The organism is Flavobacterium sp. 28YEA47A, assembly GCF_041262125.1.
In the GTDB taxonomy this organism is placed as follows: Bacteria; Bacteroidota; Bacteroidia; order Flavobacteriales; family Flavobacteriaceae; genus Flavobacterium.
On the sequence record NZ_JBGCCI010000009.1, the window covers coordinates 97,852 to 112,326 of the forward strand.

General features: G+C 35.7%; 15 protein-coding genes. 4 read left to right on the forward strand and 11 right to left on the reverse strand.

The features are described 5' to 3' along the window. Window positions 1–3: 3 nt before the first annotated feature. The 6 genes from ABH942_RS13690 to ABH942_RS13715 form a co-directional block, all read right to left on the reverse strand. Complete coding sequence (locus ABH942_RS13690) at window positions 4–2,565, reverse strand: gliding motility protein (RefSeq protein ID WP_370032882.1); 2,562 nt, start codon at window positions 2,563–2,565, stop codon at window positions 4–6. A gap of 284 nt (window positions 2,566–2,849) precedes the next feature. Next, the gene (locus ABH942_RS13695; protein WP_370032884.1) at window positions 2,850–3,545 is read right to left on the reverse strand and encodes an ABC transporter ATP-binding protein; all 696 of its coding nucleotides are present in this window, start codon (window positions 3,543–3,545) and stop codon (window positions 2,850–2,852) included. Between the two features lie 34 nt (window positions 3,546–3,579). Continuing rightward, the gene (locus ABH942_RS13700; protein WP_370032886.1) at window positions 3,580–5,052 is read right to left on the reverse strand and encodes a DUF5687 family protein; all 1,473 of its coding nucleotides are present in this window, start codon (window positions 5,050–5,052) and stop codon (window positions 3,580–3,582) included. A 54-nt stretch (window positions 5,053–5,106) separates the two neighbouring features. Further along, a complete protein-coding gene (locus ABH942_RS13705; RefSeq protein ID WP_370032888.1) occupies window positions 5,107–5,805 on the reverse strand; it encodes a hypothetical protein in 699 nt (232 codons plus the stop codon). 43 nt (window positions 5,806–5,848) lie between these two features. Then, window positions 5,849–6,523 (reverse strand): hypothetical protein, encoded by a 675-nt coding sequence (locus tag ABH942_RS13710; RefSeq protein ID WP_370032890.1) that lies wholly within the window; start codon window positions 6,521–6,523, stop codon window positions 5,849–5,851. A gap of 1 nt (window position 6,524) precedes the next feature. Further along, window positions 6,525–6,860 (reverse strand): PadR family transcriptional regulator, encoded by a 336-nt coding sequence (locus ABH942_RS13715; protein WP_139998947.1) that lies wholly within the window; start codon window positions 6,858–6,860, stop codon window positions 6,525–6,527. Between the two features lie 124 nt (window positions 6,861–6,984). On the opposite strand from ABH942_RS13715, the gene ABH942_RS13720 reads away from it, so the two are divergent. Then, window positions 6,985–8,037 (forward strand): 2Fe-2S iron-sulfur cluster-binding protein, encoded by a 1,053-nt coding sequence (locus tag ABH942_RS13720; protein WP_370032892.1) that lies wholly within the window; start codon window positions 6,985–6,987, stop codon window positions 8,035–8,037. 149 nt (window positions 8,038–8,186) lie between these two features. Next, the gene (locus ABH942_RS13725; RefSeq protein WP_370032894.1) at window positions 8,187–9,086 is read left to right on the forward strand and encodes a DUF4349 domain-containing protein; all 900 of its coding nucleotides are present in this window, start codon (window positions 8,187–8,189) and stop codon (window positions 9,084–9,086) included. 15 nt (window positions 9,087–9,101) lie between these two features. Here ABH942_RS13725 and ABH942_RS13730 read toward each other — a convergent pair whose 3' ends face one another. Genes ABH942_RS13730 through ABH942_RS13740 form a run of 3 tightly spaced genes read right to left on the reverse strand, consistent with a single transcriptional unit; the run spans window position 9,102 to window position 11,013 of the window. Beyond that, on the reverse strand, window positions 9,102–10,142 hold the full coding sequence (locus ABH942_RS13730) for a glycosyltransferase family 9 protein (protein ID WP_370032896.1): 1,041 nt from the start codon (window positions 10,140–10,142) through the stop codon (window positions 9,102–9,104). 55 nt (window positions 10,143–10,197) lie between these two features. Continuing rightward, complete coding sequence (locus tag ABH942_RS13735; RefSeq protein ID WP_370032898.1) at window positions 10,198–10,401, reverse strand: hypothetical protein; 204 nt, start codon at window positions 10,399–10,401, stop codon at window positions 10,198–10,200. 6 nt (window positions 10,402–10,407) lie between these two features. Continuing rightward, on the reverse strand, window positions 10,408–11,013 hold the full coding sequence (locus ABH942_RS13740; protein ID WP_370032900.1) for a DUF4254 domain-containing protein: 606 nt from the start codon (window positions 11,011–11,013) through the stop codon (window positions 10,408–10,410). A gap of 208 nt (window positions 11,014–11,221) precedes the next feature. On the opposite strand from ABH942_RS13740, the gene upp reads away from it, so the two are divergent. After that, a complete protein-coding gene (gene upp, locus ABH942_RS13745; protein ID WP_370032902.1) occupies window positions 11,222–11,875 on the forward strand; it encodes a uracil phosphoribosyltransferase in 654 nt (217 codons plus the stop codon). Here the strand turns inward: upp and ABH942_RS13750 are convergent. After that, window positions 11,870–12,799, reverse strand: coding sequence for a DUF6427 family protein (locus ABH942_RS13750; protein WP_370032904.1), 930 nt, complete (start codon window positions 12,797–12,799; stop codon window positions 11,870–11,872). The two genes, upp and ABH942_RS13750, sit on opposite strands and share 6 nt — an antisense overlap. Before the next feature lie 115 nt (window positions 12,800–12,914). Here ABH942_RS13750 and ABH942_RS13755 point away from each other — a divergent pair, with 115 nt between their 5' ends. Continuing rightward, window positions 12,915–13,145 carry a uracil phosphoribosyltransferase gene (locus ABH942_RS13755; protein ID WP_370032906.1) on the forward strand — a complete coding sequence of 77 codons (231 nt, stop codon included), beginning with the start codon at window positions 12,915–12,917 and terminating at the stop codon, window positions 13,143–13,145. A 55-nt stretch (window positions 13,146–13,200) separates the two neighbouring features. Here ABH942_RS13755 and purD read toward each other — a convergent pair whose 3' ends face one another. Beyond that, on the reverse strand, window positions 13,201–14,472 hold the full coding sequence (purD, locus tag ABH942_RS13760) for a phosphoribosylamine--glycine ligase (RefSeq protein ID WP_370032908.1): 1,272 nt from the start codon (window positions 14,470–14,472) through the stop codon (window positions 13,201–13,203). Window positions 14,473–14,475: the final 3 nt, after the last annotated feature.

A 14,475-nucleotide genomic window follows, 5' to 3' on the forward strand; every position in this document is an offset into this window, starting at 1 on the left:
CTTTTACGGTTTTTTGATTGTTAAGTAATCGGCAAGGTTTTTCTTGATCTGAACAACTTTATAATTTTCGTTTGATATAATTATAGGATTGTCCTGAATCTTATAGTCTTTGTAATCTTTCAATATTGACGCAATGTCTTTTGCATTTTCTTCTGTCTTGATTCCGTGAATTGTCACAAAACTTTCATTTGCAGTATATACATCAAAAGACATGGAAAGTTTGTCAACCGTTCTTCCAGAAACAAATTTCTTTATCTTATCCTGAAGTATTTTTGTGTTTTTTTCTTCCGGATTTGACCCTACTTTATATAGTATTTTCCAGCTTATCGGAATTTCTTTGTCAAAAGCGATGGCTTCCAGTTGCGGAATATTAGTCGCTAAAAGGCTTTCTGCTTCTTTACCTTCTTTGCTGTTTGGATAATTCAAAGCCACATAGTTTAATGCGCCTTTATATTCTTCAAGACCTTTTAGTTTTCCGGTCGTATTGGCTTTAAGCAATTCTATTTTTGGTATGATATCTTCTCCGGCATACAGCTCAATAAGAGTCTCGCTTTCTTTCATAACAGCCTGATACTGGCCTGCTTCGTAGAGCTTAAACAGCTTATTATAAGCCGCATCTGGAGTATCATTGGCTTTAGCCAAGTCTGAAGGTGACGTTTCTAAAATAGTAGCATAGCGGGAATCCGGATATTGCGAAAGAATTCGCTGTCTCATTGCTTCTGCTTTTTGTTTGTCCGTTACTTCGTAAATTTTGTAAAGATTATACATTGACGGCAAAATCAGTCTTTCTTCCGGATCATTTTGCAATAATTTTTCAAGCCTGCCTGTAGCCAGTTCATATCTCTTGAATTTGTCTTTATAAATAAGACCTAACTGGTAGTAGGCAAAATTTCTTTCTTTGGCAAGACTGTCAATTACTTTCTGGTCTGCAGGCAATTGTTTCAGGTAATAATCGACCGTATATCTTACGTCAATTTTGTCTTCTTTTTTAGTATCACCTTCTTCTTTTGAGGCTACGCTTTCATCAGTAACATCATCACCAAATCCGATTTTGCTTTTCCCCTGAGACAATCTCCAGTTATCTTTTAATGCTCTATTTCCCCAAGTTTTACGGAATTCATTTTTCCCGTAGGCTACTGTAGTCGGATTATAGTAATAGAAATTAGAGGCAGCCATAGGACTTCCCACTCCCGGAGGTGCCATATTATTTATTTCTTCGGCCGCGGCCGCCTGTTTGTTGGCAAATTTCGCCGATCTCTTTGACATCTCTTCATCACTTCCTCCTGATTCTTTCGTAGAAATAGCTGTTCCTGGCTGGTTATTATTTACCACCAAAGCTTTCTTGGCTTTTTCTTCGTCTTCTTTTTTCAGGCGTGCTATCACATCTTCAAAAAAGCTTTTTTTGCCATCATCAGATAAGGAAACAATGTGAAGTATGCTATCGTTTGTTTTAGCTATAGCTTCGTACTTAATAACATCAACCAGATTTTCTCTTTTCTTTTTGATTGCCTTATACTCTCTTGTTCTGTTGTCCATACGAACCAACGTACTGTCATAATATTGGCCCGCTACAGAATATTTGGCATCATTGAAATGGATCTCTGCCAGATTCCTGTAATTTGAAGCAATTTGGTAATTGTCCTGAGAATTGGATTTCAATGATTTATTGTAATATTTTTTGGCAAGATTATCTTTTTCAAGATTGTCATAAAACAATCCTACCTGATGATTAATTACATCCAAATAAGGTCTGTTTTCACGGTCTTTTAGCAGGTCTTTGTATTTTTCGACAAAGGCCAAAGTATCTCCAGATTTGAAATCAAAATAGCGTGCTTGCTTGGCATGGGCCTGGATCACATAGCGGCGAGGTGCTCTTCTTTTCATATCAATCACAGATTGATAGGCTATCATTGCGCTGTCTTTCTTATTCTCACTATCGTATAACTGTCCTAGGATAAAATGATATCTTGCTTTTTCTTCGTTTTCTCGAGTATATTCTATAGCCAGCTTTAGCTTTGATATAGCACTGTCTTTTTGTTCAATATTAAGGTAAGCTTGTGCCAGGGTCGCATTAGCATCAGCAAAAATCTGGTCTTTGAATTTTATTTCCTGCAAAAGTTTACGAAGGTTTTTTACCGCCAATGCGTCATTTTCCATACGCATATTGGTTTTTTCTCTCCATATTTTTGCCTCATAGATTTTATCGCTGTTCGGATACTTGTATAAGATATAATTGAATGCTTCTAAAGCCGGTACAAATCGCTGGTCGTAATAACGTGCCTTTCCTAACAAAAGGTGTGCTTCATCAATTTGTGGATTTTTTTCTCCTCCTTCAATGTACATTGAGTGTTTCTGGATGGCTTTGTTGGCTTTGGTTTCCGCACGTTCGAAATTTGGATTTTTTTTATCGCCAGGAAGCATTTTTTCCTGAGTTGCCTGCATCCTTTCTACCGGAAGTATTTCCCAGAAATTATCTTTGTATTGCGCTTTCAGTTCGTTGATTCCGGCCTGAAGAGCAATGTTGCCATTATACAAAATGTTGTATTCTGTGCTGAGGGCGTGCATGTTTCTGTTAACGAAGTTATTTTTCTTGGTAGAGCAAGCTACCAAAAATGCAAAAAAGCAAAACAGAATGACGTATTTAAGTATGTTGGTTTTCAATGTAAAAGCGTTTTATTCCTTAACTTTTAAAAATCGATTTTAGTATAATGACTGGTAAAAATACGTTTCTTTTTGATATAGGGAAAAAAATAGGTGATTTTTTGCTGATCCGGACAGATGCTATCTATAGAACATCTTAATATAGTTCAAAAAAAAAGCCTCGAAAATCGAGGCCTCCATATCATAAATTAGACAGCAAAGAATCGCTCCAATTCTTCCAATGTTTCGGACGATGTCTGTATGTCTTTTACTATTTCTCCTTTTTGCAAAGCAACAATCCTGTTGGATACCTCAACCGTGTGAAGTAGGTCATGGCTTGAAACCAAAACCGTAATTTCTGGGTTGTCTGCCAATTCCTTAATTATCTTTTTAAGCCTGAATTGTGTTGTTGGGTCAAGATTTGCAAACGGCTCATCCAGGATGATAACTTTTGGATTTCCAATTAAAGTAGCGATGATTCCAACTTTTTTCTGGTTTCCTTTTGAGAAATCGCGAATGTATTTTTTGCTGTTCAGGATTTCTCCGTTAAAGAACTCTTGATATTTCTGCAATAAGGCGTCAACATCTGCTTTGTTTTGCCCACGTAAATCACCAATAAAATAGAAATATTCTTCCGGAGTCAAATAGCCAATCAGGAAGCTTTCATCTAAAAAAGAAGCTGTAAGGGATTTCCAGCTTTCGCTTTGGTCTACCCTAAAGCCGTTATTGATTATCTCTCCCGTTGAAGGCTGAATCAGATCCAACAGCAAGCTGAAAAAAGTAGTTTTTCCGGCACCATTGTTTCCTACCAATCCGAAACTTTCTCCTTTTTGGATTTCAAGATTATCTATTTTAAGTACGGTTGTTCCGTTATATGTTTTTGAAAGATTTTTTGCTTGTATCATTTTTCGATTTTTATATCGTTAGACTTTATTTTGATTATCCTTTTTGCTTGTAAGCATCCAGCGTTTTATATTTTTCTGTTTTATAGACTTTTTCAATCCAGGTAAAAACTTTATTTCTCAGAGCAAAGCCAAGAACTCCTGTAAGGGCAACAAGAGCCAATCCGGTCATCGGGTTGATCAGGTAATACCCTAATCCATAAATAATCATAGGTAATAGCAGTTTTGGCAAAGAGATAAGCATTGTTTTTACATTAAATGCTTTTTTGTCACCAAAAGCTCCCTTACTGGAATTCAAGTCAACTGGTGTTTTTGTATAAGCACCACCAAGTAATACCAAGTGAGAGTTTACGCCAATATTGTAAACCGCACCTACAACAATAATCAGATATTTTTCCAGTCCAAAATAAAGATAGAAAGAAGCGATAACAGTTGAAACTGCCGTTGCAATAACAATTAGCCACCATTTTGAATTGAGGTATCCTTTATATGGGACGTTTTGGGTCATCATCAACGGATAGTAAGCACTGTCCCAACTCGGCACGAATTGTCCAAAAGTGAATAAAAAGCCACCTGTCACAAAAATCCCCGCAAACATATGCATCATTGGGTTGTCATACGATTCTATTCCGCTCGCAAAGAAAAGCAGTCCATAGAAAAGAAACAGTACGCTCATAAAGATTGTGGTCTTAGAACGTTTGTTACGTTTGATCAGTCGTATGTCATTTTTAAGGAATGTACCAATGGTTCCGAATTGATCAAGCCAGGTAAACTCTTCTGTTTTGGCAACGCTATGTTTTGATGAAAGTCCAGTATCGAGATGCAGGTTTTTCTTAAAGTAATTGTAGGTAATCCCATACAAGGCAATGAATACAACTACCGGCACCAGGAATAGATATTTAGTATCAAATAAACCTTGATAGAAAATCGAAGTATAGTCCGTTATATCAAACAGACCATAATACTGCATGGCTCCTAAACCAAGCACAAGCCCTATAAAGATGATAAACAGGTAATCTTTATTGTTCAGCAATATATTAAAGAAGTTATTGGCGTAGACCATAGCCAACATCCCAATATGCCAAAGGATAACACTTGTAACATCATATCCCTGGATAATAAGAACGATTGAAAACGGCACAAAGAAAAAACAGTGCACAATATTAAAAAACGACAGCATCGTTTTGCCTAAGGCAAAATTTACAATCGTTGATTTCTTAATTGGCAACGTCAACAATGAGCGAATATTCATTACAGGAATCTTCTGCAAAAAAAGCCGCATCATCATATCAAAAAGAAAATAATAAATCAAAAATCGGTTGACAGTAATCAGCGGATCCAGATCCATCTCTTCTTTGATAATGAAAAATGCGAAGATTCCAAAGGAAAGAAATATCACCGTGAAATAAATAGCCACAAAAATCATCACTATTTTTAAGGCGAGATTACTTTTGAATGAGGCGGAACGGAGAAAAGCCTTCCATTCCAACATAAGAAAATTTTTAAACATAGTTTATGGTTGGGTTTTGAGAATTAGTAGTGCAATCATTACAAATGTTACAGCTTATCTTGATATTTCGTACTCCGGATAGATACGGCCCATTTCTTGCGTGATCTTAGGATATACGATTTTCCAATGTACATATTGCAATAACGCAAATAGTACCAATATTATGGCACCTAAAATGGCTATCCCTTTGCTCCATGTTACCTCACCGACACCCGCTGATAAATTAATGAGTTGAAGTGGCAAAAATGTAAATGGATAGACATCAAAAACAGTAACCGCCTGTTCAAAAAGCCATTTTTTTCCTGTTTCTTTTTCTTTCAGCTTTTGAGCTTTATGGATCTTCCAATTTTCGATACCGAAAACAATAGCAATGGCTACCAAAATAATAAGATATAACAATTGTGTTTCTTGCAATTTTTCTGAAAGAAAATACAAAAGATATATTGCTGAACCGGTCAGGATAATTTTGGGCAGCTTGAAAAATTCTTTATAATATTTCCAAATCATCCTGCTATATTTTTTTGATAAAAAACGGCTGCGTTCATCGATTACATCCATAAATCCAAAGATTCCGAATTTCTTGAATTCCAGCTGCAATGCTTCTTCAAAAGATAATTTAGGATTTTCTTCCCATCGGTCTTCAATGGAATTTGCTAAATGATCTACCAACTCCGATTGCAGGTCATACCATTCTACAAAATGCTGACGTGTGAATTGATATAATTGGCTTATCTGCTGTTCATTTAATTTCATAGAAAAGGGATTATTTCTGTCTTTACTATAGATAACAAGCGTATTAGGCTTCTAAAAATCTCATTCTTTTTAACTCATAAAAATGTGCTCTGTAATAGATAAGGTTAAAAACAGAAAAGATAAAGTATATTGACAAGGTAAAAATTATAAAATAGCTAAAAAGTGATGGGAAACCCTTGCTTTCAAAGCCGCTATTCATATAATAAAGCTGTTGCGAAGCTACTAACGAGCAGGCTATAAATTGCTGCTTATATAAAAAACCATACGATGTTTTACTTTTTGACAATCGGATTTTGACATACCCTATGGCTGACAGCAAGAAAGCCATACTATACAAAATTGTTGCAATGCCGAAGAAATCGGCCAGGTGGTTTCTCAAAAAAGAAGAAAACAAAAGAAATCCTGAAGTTAAAACCATTGCAGCCGTTAATACCAGAAGTAGTTTTTTTCTATACATCCTGATACATTTATTAAGCAATACCTCCGGCATCTTCCAAAAAAAACCAAATAACACGCTGGACGACTTCTTGAATTTTGGCTGCCATTTTTTTAATACTGCCGGAAAAGCCTCTTCAAAACCAATGTTGTGAATTATCATTTTTTCTTCTATCTCCGTAGCAATATGGTCAAGGATTTCATATTTATAATCAATATAAGTGACTCCCAATTTTTCTAAAACCGTATCAATTATGTGTATCTGATTTGTATCTAATTTCATTTTAATAACTTAATTTAGGGTTGACAATGCTTTGCATATTTTTTATAAATTCTTCTAATTCGGCCAGGCGGTTTACCGTTTCAGTTTGTCCGTTTTCTGTCAGCTTATAATATTTCCGGAGACGGTTGTCTACTTTTTCAATTTCAACATCCAGCAGGCCTTCAGCTTCCAGTTTATGCAATGCCGGATAAAGCGCGCCCTCTGTAATATTCAGCTCGCCTTTGGTTATCTCTTTCACTTTTTGCGTGATTTCATAACCATACATACGTCCGTTTTCACCTAATAACTTCATTATTATAGTATTAAGGCTTCCTTTATACAATTGGGAGTTTTTCATCTTTCAAAATTAGTTCTCAAATATACATAAATTTCTTATGCATAACATTTTTAGGTATTAATTTTTAAGCTTTTCTTATTTAAAAAAGCTTAGGGAATGCTTATTTTTGCATAAAATATACAGAATGTCTACATTTTATAAACTAACGATAAAAGAAGTCAGAAGAGAAACAAAAGATGCTGTTTCTGTACTTTTCAACGTTCCTCTAGAACTGAAACCAAATTATAATTTCATAGCAGGTCAATACATAAACCTGAAACTAACATTAGACGGAAATGAAATCCGTCGTGCTTATTCCATCTGTTCGTCTCCAGACAGCGGCGAGTTGCGAATTGCAATCAAGGCCGTTTCTAATGGTGCTTTCTCTCAGTTTTCTAACAAGCAGTTAAAAGCAGGAGATACGATTGAAGTAGGATCACCGGAAGGAAAATTTGTTTTTGAACCGGATGCCAACAGAATTAAAAATTATGGGGCTTTTGTTGCCGGAAGCGGAATAACTCCGGTAATGTCAATCCTAAAGAGCGTTTTAGAAAAAGAGCCTCAAAGTACTTTTGTATTGGTTTATGGCAACAAGTCTCCTGAAGAAACTATTTTTCATGAAGAATTACATAACCTGCAACTCCAATACACCGGACGATTTTTTGTGTATTATGTATTTAGCCAGGCCAAAGCTGAAAATGCATTGTTTGGCAGAATTGAAAAATCTGCGGTGAATTTTATCCTGAAAAACAAGCACGCTTCTGTTGAGTTTGACAAATTTTATTTGTGCGGCCCGGAAGAAATGATTAACACGGTAAACAATGTCCTGAAAGAAAACAATATCAAGGAAAAGGATATCAAGTTTGAATTGTTTTCAGCTTCTACTAAAGAAAATAAGATTTCAGAATCATTGGAAGGCCATACCAAAGTTACGGTTCTGGTTGATGATGAAGAAACTACTTTTGACATGTCACAAAAAATGACGCTTCTTGATGCTGCATTAAAGCAAGGAATCGATGCACCATATTCTTGTCAGGGTGGTATCTGTAGCAGCTGTATTGCAAGAATTGTTTCCGGTAGTGCAGAAATGAAAAAGAATTCAATCCTGACCGACAGAGAAATCGCGGAAGGATTGACATTAACTTGTCAGGCACATCCAACATCCGCAGAAATTTATATTGATTTTGACGATGTTTAAAATCTGTACTTATAAAAAATAAAAAGAGGCTTAAAGCCTCTTTTTTTATTGCTTGGATTTATAAAAAGTAATGTGTCAAGGAAATACGATAAAATATTTTGTCAGAAAAATTCTTTTTTAATTACATTTGATTATCAAATATTTGAAAAATGAAAAGAGCCATATATCTTCTCCTTGTATCTGTTTGTTTTTTTTCTTGTAAACAAAGAGAAATGCCGGAAGCCTATTCCGAAGATGCCAAAGCTGAAACTACTGCCTCAGCAGATGCGGCGATGGTTTCATCATCAGCAGCTGTCGTGGATAAGAATTCAACTCGGAAATTTATCCGTACGGCTGATTTGAGATTCAAAGTCAAAAACGTGGCAAAATCGACTTATGCTATTGAAAATACGGTTGCAAAATTTGGCGGTTTTGTAACTTCAACAGAATTGAGAAGTAATATTGTCAATACCTCAACAGCAAAAATAAGCAACGACTCTCTGGTCGAGACTACTCGTTTTGTTGTGGAGAACAATATGATTATTCGTGTTCCAAATACACTATTGGATACTACTTTAAAAACCATCGCCCGACAAATAGACTATTTGGACTTTAGAGTTATAAAAGCAGATGATGTTTCCTTACAATTGTTGTCAAATGATCTTTCACAAAAAAGAAACCAGGACAATCAAAAACGAGTTGAGGATGCAATAACGAATCGTGGCAAAAAATTAGGCGAGACACTTGATGCTGAAGACAGGTTGCACGACAGCCAAACGCAATCCGACGAGGCCAAATTATCAAATCTTTCTCTAAAAGATCAGGTAAATTTCAGTACCCTTAGCTTATCTCTTTACCAAAGGGAAGAGTTCAAAAAAGAGGTAATTGCTAATCCTGATAATGAGGAATACAGAACGAGCATGGGTGTCAGAATTATGGACGGCCTAAAAACGGGATGGCATATTCTGGAAGAGATAATTATCTTTTTCGTCAATATCTGGACGATTATCGTTGCAGGGATTATTATCTGGATACTAATTAGAAGAAGAAAGAAAAAGACAAATCCTTAATATTTGAGGAACGTCTTATCCTTTTAACTCATCCTGGATTACGGCAACAACTTTTTCTACCGGAATGCTTCGCATGGCATCCTCATAGCCTTCTACTTTTTTATTGCCGTAAACTGATGTAGGCAGTAATGGATATTTTTCCCTATCTGAAACAAGTGCCGTGCTTAACTCCTGATTAAAAGGTAAAAACCCGGCATAAGGATGTGTAGCGCCCCATAGCGTAATTACTTTTATACCGAGCATGGCAGCAATATGCGAATTGCCTGAGTCCATTGATAGCATAAGATCGAGATTGGAAATCAGTTTTATTTCTTCTTCGAGTTTTAACTTTCCGGCCACTGTAATTACGTTTTCTTTTCCTTGGGCCAGCTGATTCAAGATTTCTATTTCCTTATTTCCTCCTCCAAATAAAAAGACAGCATATTCTTTGTTTTCAGAAAGCCTATCAATAACCTGCTGTATCATGTCTTGTGGATAAACCTTAGCGTCATATTGTGCAAAAGGCGCAACACCAATCCATTTTTTGTCTTTTATTCCGGTTATGTTTAAAATCTCTGGAGTTAGGCTTGCCTTTTCAGGAAAAACGGGATTTTTAAGATTAATTTCAAAACCTAGTTGTCGAAAAACTTCTTTATGTCTTTCAAACATTGATTTTAGTGGTTTGAAAACTTTATTTTCTGCTCGTGTTAAAGCTTTTTTTCCGTCCCTTCCTTTATCTACAGCTGCTGTTTTTTTACCACCTAATGCAAAAAGAGTACGTACTATTTTGGAACGCAGCACATTATGTAAATCGGCTACAGCATCAATGCCGAGCTTCTTTAGGTCTTTGTACAAACGAACCAGGCCAAAAAATCCCTTATGTCTTTCTTTCAAGTCGATGGCAAAAAAGTCAAGATTAGGAATGCCATCAAAAAAAGGTTTAAAAAAAGGTCTGGAAACCACCGTAAGCATTACATCCGGATATTGTGCGGCAAAGGCTCTCAATACAGGAACAGTCATTGCAACATCTCCCATCGCTGAAAGTCTAAAAACTAAAATGTGTTTGATTTTTGGCATTAGTTTTAAAATAAAAAAGACTTTTATGAAATTTCATCAAAAAAGTCTTTCGTTATTATTTCTGTCTCATTCCGCTCAGGCCTTTTCGGATAAAGAAGACACCAAACAACGCGAGAACAATTAATTTTAATGGTTGGGATTGCTGTTCGGCTTCCAGGAAAAGCATTTCATACAAAACATAGAGAAATGCTAAAAAAGTCAATCCGTAAACAATCTTGAAAAATAACGGTTCCGAACTAATAAAATTCTTATCCGCCATTAGTACTTATTTTTTGTTTTGATACAAAACAGGATTCAATTCATCATCATTATACATCTTCATCTGCTTGTAGACTTTCATAAACTTGTCGCCATTTTCAATATCGGTAAGCAAATCATCAATAGCTGTTGACAAATCCGAACGCTGCTCCAAAAGAATGTTTAGTTTGGTTTGGCATGCATTTCTATGGTCTTGAGTTGCATCTTCACGCGTAGCTTCTTCGTTCATGTGATAGATTTTCAAGGCCAAGATTGACAACCTATCAAATGCCCATGCCGGACTTTCAGAGTTTATCTTAGCATTGTCTTTTACTTTAACACCGCTATATTTTTTCAAGAAAAAACTGTCGATATATTCAACCATATCTGTTCTTTCCTGATTTGAAGCATCAATTCTTCGTTTCAGTTTCAAAGCAGCCACAGGATCAATATTCGGGTCACGGATTATATCTTCCAAATGCCATTGCACAGTATCAATCCAGTTTTTCAGATATAATAAATGCTCAAATGTATCATTTGAATACGGGTTGCTGATCGGCTGGTCCACATTATCATACTTGTGATAATCTTTAATGCTCTGCTCGAATACGGAATACGCTAATTTTGAAAACATATTTTTACAATTAAAATACAAATATACTTTTTATACCTTTATGGCTGGGAAAAATTTCAGATTTCAGATTTCAGATTTCAGATTTCAGATTTCAGATTTCAGATTTCAGATTTCAGATTTCAGATTTTGGATTTTGGATTTTGGATTTTAGACCAGATCGCTGAACTCAGAAACTTAGTACCTCAGAAACTTAGAAACTTAAAAAAATATGCAAATACATTATTTATCAGAAGCCAACAGCGTGTTAAACCATTTCTTAGGACAAATCCGCAACGTAAACGTACAGAAAGACAGCATGCGTTTCCGGAGGAACATTGAACGTATTGGTGAAATAATGTCTTATGAACTAAGTAAAAATCTTCATTATAAGGATGTAGAAATTCAAACGCCGCTTGGTATTAAAAAAACAACGGAAATTCAGGATGATTTGGTTTTATGTTCCATATTGCGTGCCGGATTACCTCTACATTTAGGCTTTCTGAATTATTTTGACAGTGCTGAAAATGGGTTTGTTTCGGCCTATCGCCATCATTATAACAATGATGATGCTTTTGAAATCAAGGTAGAATATCAAGCCGTTCCAAGTATTGAAAACAAAAACCTTTTGCTTATAGATCCAATGCTTGCCACAGGCCAGTCTATGGTAGCTGTTTTTAATAAGTTGATGGAAAAAGGAACTCCAAAAGAAGTTCATATTGCTGTTGTAATTGCCGTGCCGGAAGGGATTTCTTACCTGCAAAAACATCTTCCCGACTACTGCCATCTTTGGGTAGCCACTCTTGATGAAAGATTGAACGAGAAAAATTATATTGTTCCCGGCTTAGGAGATGCTGGCGATTTGGCGTATGGCAATAAATTATAATTGCGAGAAAAACGTCAATAAACTACAACCTACGATTACGTACACAAAAGTTTCTTTTAGCCAATTGATTTGCATCGACTCAATGTAATTGGTGGCCATGATGGCTACCGGAGCAAAAGTATACATTAACAGGCTATTGTTTTTATTGGAAGAAATTAGAAAAACAACGACGCCAATACAAAACGCAACAATTATCTTTTTATACGACGACTGCATGTTTAGCGGCTTGTTTGGCAATGTCAATGCCTGCGTAATGAAAAAGAACGCTGCAGTAACCACATAAAGCGAAAGCGCAAAATTTTGATAGTTGTTCGTAAAATAATTAAAATTAAAATCTATCAAGGCACTATCAACAACAGTTTCAATCAAACTTCTGTCAAAAATCAAGGCATACATGAGCGTGATGATTCCTACGGCAAAAAAGGAGATAAATGGCAATATCCAGTTTCTATAATCTCTCGAAACATGGAAAAGAATCGATACGAAAACAATCAGAATAAATAAAATGCTCCAGAAATGGAAAATAGCAGCTATAAAAATCCAAAGCGAAGCATCGAATATTTTTTCCTTTGGTGTGAGCAATGATTGTAATGAAATAAGCCTACGCAGTGCCAGAAGTATAAAAAAATTGGAAATAATCAGGTTTACGTTGACTAAAGTCGTTGGAAATAAAACCAAAAACGAAAAGAAAAAAAGAAACGTATAGCTGTTATCTTTACTTAATCCGTTCTTTTTAGTCACAAAATTTACAATAAAAAGCGAGCCTATCAACAGTAACAAAAGTCCTATACTAGATAAGATGCCTTCAACAGAATCAACCCGCTCCGGAGACTTTTGTAGGTATAAGAAATAGCATACGACCAGTAGCGTTGAAATAATTATATAATTTAACGGCCTAGATTTGCTAAAAATGCTTGTAATCATGAGGATATTTTATACTTTTGCAGTGTAAAGATACTACTTGTTCTAAAATGAACTATGATAAAGTTGATCTCTACAGAAATTTTAGAAGTTCATAAAATAAAACATAACAAACGATATGAAATCATTTTTTGAAGGAATACAATATTTATTTGTAAACATTTTATTCAAACCGCTTGATTTTTTCAGAGAATTAGAACTGAAAAACTGGTGGGCTGCCAACACGCTAAACTGGATTTTTATGATCATCTGTGCAGTGGCAATTGTTTATTGGATCAAGCAGTTAAAATTGCATAAAGCCAATAACGACGAGTTTCAAGATACTACAGCTCATTCTTTCTTAGAGTAAGCTATACTAATAAAACAAAAAACCGAGAAGCAATGCTTCTCGGTTTTTTTATTGGTTATAGATCAAACCCGATATCTTTTCTGAAATACATTTTATCAAATTTCAGTTTTCCGATATTCTGATATGATTTTTGGATTGCTTCCTGAAAATTATCTCCATAGGATGTTACAGCCAACACTCTTCCTCCATTAGTTACTATCTGGCCATCTGCCATCTTAGTTCCGGCATGGAACACAATCGAATCAGAAACCGTTTCAATTCCCGAAATAACTTTTCCTTTTTCATAGTCTTCCGGATAACCTCCCGAGACTACCATAATGGTCGTTGCACTTCGAGGATCTATTTCTAAGGCAACCTGATCTAATTTTTCTTCAGCAACGGCTAAAAACAATTCTACTAAATCTGATTTCAGTCTTGGTATAACGACTTCGGTTTCCGGATCGCCCATTCTGACATTATATTCAATGACCATTGGCTCGTTCTTCACATTAATCAAACCAATGAATACAAAACCTTTGTATTCAATTCCGTCTCTATGCAATCCGGCTATCGTTGGTTTTACGATTCTGCTTTCGATTTTTTCCAGCAATATGTTATCTGCAAAAGGAACTGGCGAAACAGCTCCCATTCCTCCTGTATTCAGTCCGGTATCGCCTTCTCCAATTCTTTTATAATCTTTTGCTGTTGGAAGTATTTTGTAATTTTTCCCATCGGTCAAGACAAAACAGCTCAATTCGATTCCGTCTAAAAATTCTTCGATTACAACTTTAGAGCTTGCCTGTCCAAATTTTTCTCCAACAAGCATATTAGCTAATTCTGTTTTGGCTTCTTCTAAATCCTGAATAATCAAGACACCTTTACCGGCTGCCAATCCATCTGCTTTCAAAACATATGGCGAAGCAAGTGTTTCTAGAAATTCCTGTCCTTTTTTTAAAGTCTCTTTGGTAAAGCTCCCGTAAGCTGCTGTTGGTATGTTGTTCTTTACAAGAAATTCTTTTGCAAATTCCTTACTTCCTTCTAGTTGTGCTCCGATTTTTGACGGACCAATTACTGGGATATGTTTGAGGTTTTCATCATTTTTGAAGAAATCATAAATTCCAGCAACCAACGGATCTTCTGGTCCAACGACAACCATTTCAATTTTTTCCTGGATGGCGAAATTTTTTATGGCTTCAAAATCGGTTGGACTGATATTGATGTTTTTTGCAATTGTTTCTGTACCAGCATTTCCCGGCGCTACAAATAGTTGTGAGCATTTTTTGCTCTGCAATATTTTCCAGGCCAAAGCATGTTCTCTTCCGCCAGAACCTAATAATAAAATTGTCATTGT

Coding starts and splice junctions, on each gene's coding strand:
- ABH942_RS13690 (WP_370032882.1), bottom strand. CDS start 2,565: ATGCACGCCCTCAGCACAGAATACAACATTTTGTATAATGGCAACATT.
- ABH942_RS13695 (WP_370032884.1), bottom strand. CDS start 3,545: ATGATACAAGCAAAAAATCTTTCAAAAACATATAACGGAACAACCGTA.
- ABH942_RS13700 (WP_370032886.1), bottom strand. CDS start 5,052: ATGTTTAAAAATTTTCTTATGTTGGAATGGAAGGCTTTTCTCCGTTCC.
- ABH942_RS13705 (WP_370032888.1), bottom strand. CDS start 5,805: ATGAAATTAAATGAACAGCAGATAAGCCAATTATATCAATTCACACGT.
- ABH942_RS13710 (WP_370032890.1), bottom strand. CDS start 6,523: ATGAAATTAGATACAAATCAGATACACATAATTGATACGGTTTTAGAA.
- ABH942_RS13715 (WP_139998947.1), bottom strand. CDS start 6,860: ATGAAAAACTCCCAATTGTATAAAGGAAGCCTTAATACTATAATAATG.
- ABH942_RS13720 (WP_370032892.1), top strand. CDS start 6,985: ATGTCTACATTTTATAAACTAACGATAAAAGAAGTCAGAAGAGAAACA.
- ABH942_RS13725 (WP_370032894.1), top strand. CDS start 8,187: ATGAAAAGAGCCATATATCTTCTCCTTGTATCTGTTTGTTTTTTTTCT.
- ABH942_RS13730 (WP_370032896.1), bottom strand. CDS start 10,142: ATGCCAAAAATCAAACACATTTTAGTTTTTAGACTTTCAGCGATGGGA.
- ABH942_RS13735 (WP_370032898.1), bottom strand. CDS start 10,401: ATGGCGGATAAGAATTTTATTAGTTCGGAACCGTTATTTTTCAAGATT.
- ABH942_RS13740 (WP_370032900.1), bottom strand. CDS start 11,013: ATGTTTTCAAAATTAGCGTATTCCGTATTCGAGCAGAGCATTAAAGAT.
- upp (WP_370032902.1), top strand. CDS start 11,222: ATGCAAATACATTATTTATCAGAAGCCAACAGCGTGTTAAACCATTTC.
- ABH942_RS13750 (WP_370032904.1), bottom strand. CDS start 12,799: ATGATTACAAGCATTTTTAGCAAATCTAGGCCGTTAAATTATATAATT.
- ABH942_RS13755 (WP_370032906.1), top strand. CDS start 12,915: ATGAAATCATTTTTTGAAGGAATACAATATTTATTTGTAAACATTTTA.
- purD (WP_370032908.1), bottom strand. CDS start 14,472: ATGACAATTTTATTATTAGGTTCTGGCGGAAGAGAACATGCTTTGGCC.